The sequence below is a fragment of the Mucilaginibacter sp. P2_A5 genome (assembly GCF_056404995.1).
Window position 1 is genome coordinate 99,247 of the sequence record NZ_JBFUCY010000014.1, and the last position, 11,259, is coordinate 110,505.

General features: G+C 44.1%; 10 protein-coding genes. 1 reads left to right on the forward strand and 9 read right to left on the reverse strand.

Annotated features, from left to right (window positions below; translation table 11 throughout):
- Nucleotides 1–1,404 (forward strand): SusD/RagB family nutrient-binding outer membrane lipoprotein, encoded by a 1,404-nt coding sequence (locus AC1DXF_RS13955; protein ID WP_477449349.1) that lies wholly within the window; start codon nucleotides 1–3, stop codon nucleotides 1,402–1,404.
- Between the two features lie 74 nt (nucleotides 1,405–1,478).
- On the opposite strand, the gene trpC is transcribed toward AC1DXF_RS13955, so the two are convergent.
- From trpC to pnuC, 9 genes are all read right to left on the reverse strand, one after another.
- Nucleotides 1,479–2,261, reverse strand: a complete 783-nt coding sequence (gene trpC, locus AC1DXF_RS13960) for an indole-3-glycerol phosphate synthase TrpC (RefSeq protein WP_477449350.1) — start codon at nucleotides 2,259–2,261, stop codon at nucleotides 1,479–1,481.
- A 224-nt stretch (nucleotides 2,262–2,485) separates the two neighbouring features.
- Nucleotides 2,486–3,055 (reverse strand): anthranilate synthase component II, encoded by a 570-nt coding sequence (locus AC1DXF_RS13965; protein WP_477449351.1) that lies wholly within the window; start codon nucleotides 3,053–3,055, stop codon nucleotides 2,486–2,488.
- An 80-nt stretch (nucleotides 3,056–3,135) separates the two neighbouring features.
- Nucleotides 3,136–4,545: an anthranilate synthase component I family protein gene (locus AC1DXF_RS13970; RefSeq protein WP_477449352.1), complete on the reverse strand. Its 1,410-nt coding sequence runs from the start codon at nucleotides 4,543–4,545 to the stop codon at nucleotides 3,136–3,138.
- Between the two features lie 279 nt (nucleotides 4,546–4,824).
- Entirely contained in the window at nucleotides 4,825–5,307 is a 483-nt protein-coding gene (locus AC1DXF_RS13975; RefSeq protein WP_477449353.1) for a cytochrome B, read from the reverse strand.
- A gap of 69 nt (nucleotides 5,308–5,376) precedes the next feature.
- A complete protein-coding gene (locus tag AC1DXF_RS13980; protein ID WP_477449354.1) occupies nucleotides 5,377–6,201 on the reverse strand; it encodes a hypothetical protein in 825 nt (274 codons plus the stop codon).
- Between the two features lie 221 nt (nucleotides 6,202–6,422).
- Nucleotides 6,423–7,046: a thiamine phosphate synthase gene (locus AC1DXF_RS13985; protein ID WP_477449355.1), complete on the reverse strand. Its 624-nt coding sequence runs from the start codon at nucleotides 7,044–7,046 to the stop codon at nucleotides 6,423–6,425.
- Nucleotides 7,047–7,253: 207 nt separating this feature from the next.
- Nucleotides 7,254–8,972 (reverse strand): alkaline phosphatase PafA, encoded by a 1,719-nt coding sequence (gene pafA, locus AC1DXF_RS13990; RefSeq protein ID WP_477449356.1) that lies wholly within the window; start codon nucleotides 8,970–8,972, stop codon nucleotides 7,254–7,256.
- 432 nt (nucleotides 8,973–9,404) lie between these two features.
- Entirely contained in the window at nucleotides 9,405–10,496 is a 1,092-nt protein-coding gene (locus AC1DXF_RS13995; RefSeq protein ID WP_477449357.1) for an acyl-CoA dehydrogenase family protein, read from the reverse strand.
- 46 nt (nucleotides 10,497–10,542) lie between these two features.
- On the reverse strand, nucleotides 10,543–11,181 hold the full coding sequence (gene pnuC / locus AC1DXF_RS14000) for a nicotinamide riboside transporter PnuC (RefSeq protein WP_477449358.1): 639 nt from the start codon (nucleotides 11,179–11,181) through the stop codon (nucleotides 10,543–10,545).
- Between the last annotated feature and the right edge of the window lie 78 nt (nucleotides 11,182–11,259).

Consider the following 11,259-nt stretch of genomic DNA (forward strand, 5'->3'; position numbering starts at 1 on the left):
ATGAAAAAATATTTTATCGCGGCATTGCTTCCAATCCTTTCGCTTGGAGCATGCCATAAAGACCTGGCTTCGTTGAATTCGAACCCAAAGCTTTTCCCAACGGTTCCGGCCGCCTCATTATTTACTCAGGCTGAAAGGGTGCTAACAAATACGGTTACTACATCAAGTGTAAACACTAATATCTATCGGTTAATTGAACAGCAATGGCAAGAAACCACCTATACTGATGAAAGTAATTACCTCATTAATGCCCGTAATATAAATGGCGCTGAATGGAACGCACTTTATCGTGATGTATTAAATAACTTGCGGTTGGCTAAAACCATTGTACCTACCGATGCCTCTATCGCCAGCGCTGACATTCAGAAAAACGATATAGCAATACTGGATATTCTGCAGGTTTATTCTTTTTATTACCTGGTAACTACTTTCGGTAACGTTCCTTATACCCAGGCATTTGATGCCACCAATAACTTTCCTAAGTACGATGACGCAGCAACCATTTACAAAGATCTGCTAACCCGTTTAAATGCAGACATAGCGGCGTTAAATACAAACGCAGGCAGTTTTGGAAGTGCTGATGTAATTTATGGAGGCAATACAACAAAGTGGAAAAAGTTTGCCAATTCATTTAAATTGAAAATGGCTTTGACCATAGCCGACTCTGACCCGACTACTGCGGCTGCAACGGCTGCATCTGCGGTTTCTGGCGGTGTGTTTACTTCTAATACTGATAACGCAACCTTTGCTTATTTAGGAGCTACTCCAAATACAAACCCGGTTTATGTTGATATAGTTCAAAGTGGCCGGTTTGACTATGTTGCCTGTAATACGCTTGTTAATTACTTAAACGGTCATGCAGACGCCCGCGTGGGTAAGTATTTTACTGCCTTAGCCGATGGTACATATAAAGGCAGTGCGCCTGGTGCTAAATCAAACTATGACAGTTTCTCGCACGTTAGCCCTACACTAACCGCGCCAACGTTTCCCGGTTTATTGCTTGATTACGCCGAGGTGTCATTTTATATGGCAGAGGCTGCTGCAAAAGGATATATTGCTACCGGTACAGCTGCATTCTATTATGAAAAAGGTGTTCAAGCTTCTTATTCCTATTGGGGCGCTGGTGACGCTACGGCATATCTACTGCTTAATCCATATACCCCTTCTAATCTTGCTTATCAAAAATGGATTGCAGATTATAACAGGGGCTGGGATGCATGGATAGAAACACGCAGGCTGGATGTGCCAGCATTAGTTGCACCATCAACAGCGTCAAGCGCTTTCCCGGTTCGTTTTCCTTACCCAATTGCAGAGAGCAACGTAAACGGTGCTAACTATAAAGCCGCATCGGCTGCCATAGGTGGCGATTTGGTAACTACCAAATTGTTCTTCGATAAGCACTAATTTATAGTAACTATTAAAAAAAAAGCGGGGTTGCCGATTGGCAGCCCCGCTTTTTTATTGGCTTGATTTTTCATTTACAACTGCGCCACAAAATCCCGCATGGCCAATCCCGGATCGGCTTGCTTCATAAAGGTTTCGCCAATTAAAAAGCCGTTAAAGCCGGCCAGTTTTAAATGCCTGATGGTTTCCGGGTCGCTGATGGCGCTTTCAGATATCTTCATGAATTCGGCAGGAATATGTTTGGCCAGTTGGTAGGAAGTTTCTACAGATACCGTAAAATCGGCCAGGTTGCGGTTGTTTACCCCAATGGCATCCAGTTTTGGGTGAATGCTGCGCTCCAACTCTTCCAGATTATGTACTTCAAGCAGCACATTAAGGTTTAAGCTTTTGGCCAATGTTGCAAGCTTATCAATTTCTGCCGGAGTAAGTATTGCAGCTATCAATAGGATAATATCGGCGCCCAATGCTTTGGCTTCAATTACCTGGTATTCGTCTATCATAAAATCCTTGCGCAAAACAGGGATATTATTTACAGAACGCGCTCTTTTTAAATCCGCTTTGCGGCCCATAAAAAAATCGCGATCGGTTAAAACAGATAGCGCGGATGCGCCTGCAGCCGCGTAATCTGTTGTTACCTTGCTTACTCTCACCTTATCATTAATAATGCCTTTGGAAGGCGATTTGCGCTTAAATTCAGCAATAATACCAGTCCGGGCAGGATCAAGCAGGAAATCTTTAAATGAATAGGTTTCCCTGTGGAAATATTCAGATTCTTCCAGCTGTACATACGAAGTCCGCTTTTTGGCGTAGGCCACTTCTTTTTTCTTATTGGCAACTATTTTATCAAGTATCGTCATAAAGCCTAAGCCCCCTAGCCCCCTGAAGGGGGAATTTTTTGATTGAAAACTCTAACACTTACTGTCATCCTGAGGCACGAAGGATCTATCAGCTATGCATGACCGATAGAAAAGTTCGCGAATAGATCCTTCGTGCCTCAGGATGACAATGTTTTATTTTTGAATGTCATTTCCCCTTCAGAATCCGCGGATTTTACTACTCAGGATGACAAATTTAATTATAATTATTTCAACCAGTTACCCATCATCTCCTTACCAAACTCGGTGAGTATCGATTCGGGGTGAAATTGTACGCCGCGCACATCATATTCGCGATGCGATAATGCCATGATAGAATTATCCTCTTCGTCAATAGCAGTAACTTTTAACACATCGGGCAAATCATTCGCGCTTACAACCCATGAATGATACCGGCCCACTTTAAAGCTTTCGGGCAGATTTTTAAAAAGCTGTTCCTGGCTGTCAGTTACCTTAATTGGTGTAGCTATCCCGTGCATGGGCTGGCTCAGATTATACAGGCTGCCGCCAAATACCTCGGCAATGGCCTGCTGCCCCAGGCAAACACCAAAAATGCTTTTGGTTGGCGCATATTTCCTGATCACATCCAGCAGCAAACCTGCTTCGGACGGTATACCCGGCCCCGGCGATAGGATGATCTTGTCATAAGCATCCACATCTTCCAAAGCAAATTTATCGTTCCTCCAAACCTCGCATTGCAGGCCCAGCTCGTTAACCAAATGCACCAGGTTATAGGTGAAGGAATCGTAATTGTCTATTATTAATATCTTGTTCATCTGTAAAATTCTAAATCCTAATTGTTTAAATCCTAAAGAAAGGTTGGCTTTACCCGAACCTCGCAACTCGCTCCCGGCAACTATAATTCCTCCGCCAGTTCCACAGCCCGCCTTAAAGCCGCTATTTTATTATCCACTTCTTTCAGTTCACTTTCGGCGACAGAGCCGGCTACAATGCCTGCACCTGCCTGGTAGTGCAGGGTGTTGTTTTTGCTTAGGAACGAGCGGATCATGATGGCATGGTTAAACTCGCCGTTAAAGCCCATAAAGCCGATGGCACCACTATAAAAGCTGCGTTTGGCCTTTTCATTTTCGTCAATGATCTCCATCGCCCGGTATTTTGGCGCCCCGCTTAGGGTACCTGCGGGATAAGTATCGGCAACTATTTTGAATGATGACACGCCGGGCAAAAGCTTACCACTTACATGCGACACCAGGTGGATAAGGTGCGAATAGTATTGTACCTCTTTAAAGGCTTTAACCTGTACCTGCTCGCAATGGCGGCTCAGGTCGTTACGGGCCAGGTCTACAAGCATTACATGCTCGGCCGATTCCTTGGGGTCGTTTTCCAGGTTGCGGGCTATCTCGGCATCTTTCACGTCATCTCCGCTGCGTTTAAAGGTGCCGGCAATAGGGAAAATACTGGCCACATTATTTTTGATAGTGATTTGCGCTTCGGGTGATGAGCCGAAGATGCGGAAATCGCCATAATCAAAATAGAATAAATAGGGTGATGGGTTAATGGAACGCAAAGCCCGGTAAACGTTAAACTCATCGCCCTGGAAGGTACGGGAGAATGCCCTCGACGGCACTATCTGGAAAACATCGCCCCGGTAAATATGCTGCTTCATTTTCTCAACAATGGCGATAAACTCCTCGTTGGTAAGGTTTGATTTTTCTACATCGCTGCTTTTAAAGCTGTACTCGGGGAAATTTTTGTTTTTGATAAGGTATTCCAGTTTTTCGATACCACCGTTGGTTGGCCCGCCTTCGGCCTGGTTGTGGAAAATGTAAAGCTCGTTTTTAAAGTGATCTACAGCGATAATATAACGGTAAATGTGGTATTGCATTACCGGGATTTGCCGCGGATTGTCGTCGGTTTGTTTTAGTTTGATGGTTTCAAAATGCTCAACCGCCTCATGAGTGAAATAGCCAAACAAACCGTTCGAGATAATTTTTAACGGATTGGCGTCGGTTTCAAAACTGCCCACAAACTGGTTAAGCTGGTCGATAAGCTCAAAGCTGCCGGCATCATGGGTTTCATGGCTGCCATCGGGATAATGCTTTTTTAATATCCCGTTGTTGAGTACCAGCCCCGCAATAGGTTCGCAGCAAATGTAGCTCAAACTGTTTTCGCGGCTGTGATAGTCCGAACTTTCCAGCAGCAGCGAATTGGGGAACACATCGCGCAGGCGCAGGTAGATGCTTACCGGCGTGGTGGTATCGGCCAGTAGTTTTTTATGGGTAGTTGTTATTTTAAAAGTGCTCATGTTATGTTTTCAAAAATATATAAATAAAAAAACCCGGCGAATTGGGGTCGCCGGGTTTTCCACTTAGGTTTACAATTGATTAGATCATCGCTGACTAAAAACGTATCCGGCTGCCAAATTTAATTGGTGCCACCAGCTATTTTTATTTGTGTTTTTAATCATCGTGGCCACAAATTTATAAAGAAAAATGAATTATCAAATTTTTTTGAAAGTTTATTTATTGCTAAATCCTATTAGCTACGTGGGATAAGTATAATACCTGCTAAAATTAGTAGGTTGTTATTGAAGATGGCGTTCATAAAAGACTTTAAACCATTCCTCTACACCTTTTCCTAAAACGGAAATATGGCCGGTGACAATCGCTACTATAATTACAAGTAACCCTAATGAATAAAAAAGTGCAATTGTTTTATGTTTGCTTTCACTTGTGGATGCTCTTTTAGATTTACCATGTCCAATGGTAATCAAGGCAATGGCAATAAGCATCATAGTCAAGTGTTCCACAGTAAAATAACGGATAACGTCATTTTTCATGGTATCGCTGTTGAATTGAACAAAAGGGCTTACAAAATAGAGAGCTATGCCAATAAGTAGCTGCGTATGTGCCGATATCATGGCAAATAGATTGAGCTTGCGGTTGCCGTCAGTATAAAGTGTTTTCCTTATTAAACCAATAAGAGCGGCTATAATAGCTGACAGAATTAAGGCAAATACAATATACCTAAAGCCAGAATGTAAGTGTTGTAAAAAGTTATGAACCATGATGAGTTTTAAATTTTGCGTGAATATACAACAAAACCAAATCAGCTAAAACCCACGCGGATGATTTGACTAACTGCTGACTGCTGCCGTTTGCGCAGATTTATAGGTGCCGGCTATTAAAAACGCAATTCCGCTAAATGCTAAGGCTTCAAAAACGCTTGTCCATTCATTGGCCCGGTCAAGTATGGAGGTATCGAGCCCGCGTGGGATATGCACCATAACAAGCCACAAAAACAACATGATACCCAACAAGGTGGCTGCGAGTTTCACTTTAAATTTAAACATAATGGCCGCACCGGCCGCAATAAGCGCTATGCCTGCAAAATACACGCAGAATAAATTAAATGGGAGCCATGATGGATTCCAGAATAAATGAGAAGGAATCCATGATGGCACAAGCAACGCTACAAATTTTGGATAAATAAAATGCTCTATGCCAAAAACAATCATAGTTGTTGCAAAAAAGTATGGCCCGGCCGGCCGTAGCTTTTCTGTAACCGCATCAATGCCGCTTACGGTATCGGCGGGGAAGGAGGTAGCCACGATAAAGGCCCCGCCACACAAAGCCAGCAGTTTAAAGGCATCGTTCCATCCTGCCAAAAAAAAGGGGTTAATTTTTATATTGTAAGGTATATGTGAGAGGATGATCATAAGCAACATGAATGCCCCCAGGTAATCGGCAACTATATGCGAGTTGATACCCGAAATAATAGCGGCGGATATCAGTATTATCAAAATGCTTGCTACACACATGCAAAAAGTGCTTTGCCCTATAAACGCCGGTTCGGGAGGCATAATAACCGGCCTGAAACCAGAGCAGATAAATTGCTGCACCGCAATTGAAACTAACGCAATAGCAAAAAACAACCGCCACAGTTTGTTATAGTTTTCCATACCGAGATTATAGGTTTATATAATTGATTTACATGCAATTTACAAAATCAATGACTTATTTTGTTCAATAAACTAAAATAATCTTTGTTGTAGTTAAATGCGCATCGGTTATACTAAGCCCCACCCTTTTTTACTTGCGATTTACTGCTGTTTTGGGCATGTAGGAGAAAGCGCGAAATTTCATACCAAAAATGAAACTTACCACAGGGGCTATAATAGGTTTAATACACTTTGCGGTAAAATTCTTTTACCATTCGGGCCGGGTCAACAGAACGATTGATAGCCGACGAAACCGCTATGCCGTAAATGTCCGTTTTAAGCAGTAGTTCAACATCCTGTAACTGGATCCCGCCGGTTGCAATAACAGGAATTTCAATGGAAACTTTTTCCAATTGACGGTAACCATCGTAACCCAACAAGGGGGAGTTATTTGGCCTGGTTTCAGTATGGGCAAACGGGCCAAATACGCAGTAATCAACTACGCCTGAATGCTGGGTTTTTAGTAAGCCAGCCAGGTTAGTGGCCGAGGCCCCTAAAGTTTTGTCTTCGCCAATAACCTGGCGGATGGTGCTAAGATCAGCATCCGAATCTTCGATATGCACGCCCTGCGCATCAACCTTATCAAGCAGGTGATAATGATTGGTAATAATAAGCGTAGCGCCCCAATCATCACAAATCGATGCTATCTGGTTAATTTCGGCAACCAGTTCGTCATCTGATTTAGTCATACATCGATATTGTATCCAGTTGGCTCCGGCATTACAGCCAATCTCAGCCTGCTCAATATGGCTACGGTGCGGCATGTCATGTGTGATGTAATGAAATCGGGAGATGTATTTTTTCATTTCGGTAGCGTGTTGCCTGGTTCGTGTTGCCGGAAGCTAATCAACTAAATAAAAAGAGACGCAAATATGCGCCTCTTAATTGATATTTTAAAGAACAAGTTCCCGAACATGGTTCTGTGGCTCGTGTTGCGAGTGTCGTGTTGCCTGTAAAATCAGGTTCCCGAACCGGGTAACCCGAACCTCGAACCGCGCAACCCGAACCCCGAATTACCTGATCACCTCGCTAATGGTTTTGCCAATACAGCCATCAGGGGCTTGTATGTGTAATAGTGATGCCACGGTAGGGGCAATGTCCGTCATGTGGGTTTGGCGTGTGGTATTGCCATGGTTAATGCCCCAGCCCATAAACACCAGTGGAATGTGGGTGTCATATGGCGCCCAGGTACCGTGGGTTGTGCCGGTTGCCCCGTGCCCTGAGTAATAGCCTGGTTTTAATACAATTTGTATCACGCCACTATGTTCGGTGTTATAACCGTTTATAATGCGGCTGCGCAAATCAACCGGGATGGTGGCTGCGTTTGCGTTTTGCATATCAACGGCAAATTGTACAGCCGGTTGTTTTTGCAGATAGTTTATACAATCAAGTTTTATGGCCTCTTCGCTGATGCCTGCTTTTTTAATGGCGGCATTGTTAAGGTTAACCTGGTAGTTATCCATGCTGATAACCAGGTTTTGAACCTTGTATTTGTCGTTCAGCATTGTATTCATTTCTTTCTGCGCGGCGGCATCATCCCAGGTTCCGGCGGGCACGTTGTGGTCTTTCAGGAAGCTGGCGTTATGGGCCGCGCCATGGTCGGCGGTTAAAAATACCGAGTAGCTGCCTTTGCCCAGCGTGCCATCTAAATAAGTAAAAAAAGCAGCCAGGTCATGATCAAGCCTTAGGTAAGTGTCCTCTATTTCTACAGAGTTAGGACCGAATTGGTGCCCGATGTAATCTGTTGATGAAAGGCTAACCGCTAAAAAGTCGGTAACTGTGTTTTTGCCTAATTGTTCATTTTCTATAGCTGCTTTGGCCATATCAAGCGTCATCGAGTTGCCGTAAGGTGTAGACCGTATCATGCCTAAATGGCCGTTGTACAATGCCGATGTATTGACCGGCATGGTTGGCGCATTCGTACCTGCAAATTTTCCTTCGTATTTGCTGCTGTTATCGGGGGCGCTTTGCAGGTAGGTGGCTATAGGGTAAAGGGTATTCCAATCCTGTTTCAGGTATTTTTCAGCAATTTTTTGGCCGTTAAAGTTTTTAACCCAGGCAGGCAAATCGGTCATGTAGTAGGTGCTGCTTATCCAGTTGCCGCTGGCGTCATCAAACCAGTAAGCGGCGTTGGCGGTATGCCCTGCCGGCAAAATTCCGCCGCGGTCTTTTAACGCTATGCCAATAACTTTTGAGCGGAAATTGGTAGCCAGCCTAAGCTCGTCAGTAACTGTAGTTACTAGTAAATTACGTGGCGACATTTGCCCGGCCTTCGAGGTGCTGCCAACGGCGGTTACAGTGCTGTCGTCCGTGCAATACATTGATTTGCCGGTGGCTTGTACAATAAAATCATTACCGGCAATGCCATGTATGGCAGGTACCGACCCGGTGTAAATGCAGGTATGCCCGGCAGCGGTTACCGTGGGGATATAATCAATATTGGTGTTTTCGCAGGTAAAGCCCTCGCCCAGCATTCGTTTAAAACCGCCATCTTCGTAACGGTCAAAATAGCGGTACAGGTAGTCCCAACGCATTTGATCAACCACAAGACCTATAACTAGCTTGGGGCGGGGCAGGCCGGTGGGCATGGGCATAGCGCGTTCGCGGCGGTAGGTAATTTCGCTATCGCTGTTTCTACTGGTGGTATGTTTATGTTTTTTTTTGTGAGATTGTGCCGATGCCGAAAGGGTGGCAGAGGCTAAAATTAAAAGCAACAGATATTTAAGCTTCATTTTTTTGTTTTTGGATCGCCAAATATCAACAATGAAATTAAAAAGCCATATGAAGTTTATGTTAAGTATGGGTTTTGTTACAAAATAAGAATCAAGAATTAAGAGTCAAGAATCAAGACAGAAAATTTTCGGGCCAGGTATTTCCGTTTGAGCCTAAAAATAAGCGGCATTTTTAACGGATACTATTCCTATACTTTTCATATACTTTTTGGATACTTTTGCATATTTTCCCGATATTTTTTAACACTTTTCTGCTACTTTTGATTGCTTTTATTTTTATTTAATCTACTGTAAATCAATATTTTAAACTAACAATATACGCAATTGGTCTTTTTGTTTTAAACAGTGAAGGCGTTTATGACCATTCCATAAACGCCTAGTAGCTGCTGCATACAAATATACTCAAAATGGAAAAAATATCCAAACAGTGATTTACTCCGGTATGCTATTCAACAAACTATGCTGGCTTGCGGTATGCAGGTCGCGCCACGTTTGGCTTATTTCGGTATCGGGGTTGGCGGCTTGCAGCCCGCAGTAGGGATATAACCTGTCAACACTCTCACGTGCTGTTTTGGCCAGTTTGCGGCTGGCAGCGCTTACCTCATTCAGATACCCGGCGGGGCCAGTTAAGCCACTCTGCCAGGAAGCGTCAACGGCCTCGTAAAATTCGGCCCGGGTTTCGTTAAGGTTGATTGTAAGTTCATCCAGCAATTGCCTGGTTGCATCGCGATGGTTGCCGGGTTGCCGTTTGCCTAATTGTTTTTCATCAAACAGCGGCCCGCACAGGTCAAGAAAGTGCACGGCCATGCCCGATATGTTTGCGGCCAGTGTGGCCTCGGCCAGTTGCAAAAATGGGTACTTGTACAAAGGCTCGTTGATAACTGCATATTCCGGATCGATTTTAAAACACCTGTCGGTTTTAACAAAAAGGTTGCTCACTTTGTAGGCATCGCTGCCGGTGGCCATCATGCCAATATATTTCCAGGCGGGGAACACTTCCACATCTTTCTTATCGAAAATAAAAGGTAATACCAGCTCGTTTCCGTCAGTATCCAAAACTGATTCATCGCCGTTTTTGATAATGCAGTTGGCTGTTATATGGGTGGCATGGTGTGCACCGCTTGCGTATTTCCAGGCACCGTTAATGATGTAGCCGCCATCGGTAATAGTAGCCGTACCGGTTGATGCGCCGCTGCCCGCCAGGCATAAAGCAGGATTGTTCAATAATTCCGGGGCTATATCTGCCGATAAAAAGCCGCCGAACCAGCCAGCCCCGCTACAAAGGGTAACCACCCAGCCCAAACTACCGTTGGCCCAGGCCAGGCTCTCTTCCAGCCGCACCATGTCCGGTAAAGGCAGTTGCAGGCCCGAATATGCTTTGGGCACCAGGAATTTAAACCAGCCCTGCTCATAAACCAGGTTCAATTGATCAGGGTGAAGCATGGCCAGCTTTTCGGCTTCTGCGGCGGTATCCCGGATGGTTTTTATCCATTCGGGTTTTAGTAAGTATGATGGATGGGACATATAGTATTGCTTAAGGCTAAAAGCATAAAGCTTAAAGCAATTTGAGTTAATGTAAGGCTTTATGCTTTCGGCCTTCGGCTTTCAGCTTCCTCCCCCAGTCAAAGTATCCAAAAATAGCTACTACAAATAAAAATGTGGTGAGCAGCGCAAGCAAGGGCTGGTGTTTGTAAAACAGGATAGGTACGGCAAACAGGTTTGATATGTTTAAAAAAATCCAGTTCTCTATTTTACGGCGGGCCAGCAGCCACATGCCTGCCCAGGCTGTCGACGAGATCAATGCATCCCAAACCGGTACGTTTGATGGCGTAAAATACTTAGCAGGCAGGTTTTTGAGCAGTATATAAAAAAACACCCATCCAATAACAGATATAGCAATACTTATCAGCCATTCATTTTTGGTGCTCCATGAAATTTCTACAGGCGGCTCGTTGCGCCTTTTTATCCAATACCACCAGCCATAAACGCTCATGACCACATAATAGCCATTCAGGATTGATTCGGCGTAAAGCCCCACATTAAATAACAAATAAATAATTATAGCTGTACCCAAAATACCCGCGGGATAAAGTAAAATATTATTTTTTCGCGCCAGCAAAACTTCGGCAATACCCAGGGCAACAGCAAGCCATTGCACCCAGGTGGTTTCCTTTATCTGATCAATAAAAAGCTTTATTAAATCATGCATAAACGCGTTTCTTAATTAATTTGTCATCTGTATAGCTAATCCATCCCAAACACAACTTCCACCCAGATTCGTGAAATT

Bases quoted from the DNA above. Each gene is read 5' to 3' on its own strand.
- AC1DXF_RS13965 (WP_477449351.1), bottom strand. From the start codon at position 3,055: ATGAACAAGATATTAATAATAGACAATTACGATTCCTTCACCTATAAC.
- AC1DXF_RS13980 (WP_477449354.1), bottom strand. From the start codon at position 6,201: ATGGAAAACTATAACAAACTGTGGCGGTTGTTTTTTGCTATTGCGTTA.
- pnuC (WP_477449358.1), bottom strand. From the start codon at position 11,181: ATGCATGATTTAATAAAGCTTTTTATTGATCAGATAAAGGAAACCACC.
- AC1DXF_RS13975 (WP_477449353.1), bottom strand. From the start codon at position 5,307: ATGGTTCATAACTTTTTACAACACTTACATTCTGGCTTTAGGTATATT.
- AC1DXF_RS13995 (WP_477449357.1), bottom strand. From the start codon at position 10,496: ATGTCCCATCCATCATACTTACTAAAACCCGAATGGATAAAAACCATC.
- pafA (WP_477449356.1), bottom strand. From the start codon at position 8,972: ATGAAGCTTAAATATCTGTTGCTTTTAATTTTAGCCTCTGCCACCCTT.
- AC1DXF_RS13955 (WP_477449349.1), top strand. From the start codon at position 1: ATGAAAAAATATTTTATCGCGGCATTGCTTCCAATCCTTTCGCTTGGA.
- AC1DXF_RS13985 (WP_477449355.1), bottom strand. From the start codon at position 7,046: ATGAAAAAATACATCTCCCGATTTCATTACATCACACATGACATGCCG.
- trpC (WP_477449350.1), bottom strand. From the start codon at position 2,261: ATGACGATACTTGATAAAATAGTTGCCAATAAGAAAAAAGAAGTGGCC.
- AC1DXF_RS13970 (WP_477449352.1), bottom strand. From the start codon at position 4,545: ATGAGCACTTTTAAAATAACAACTACCCATAAAAAACTACTGGCCGAT.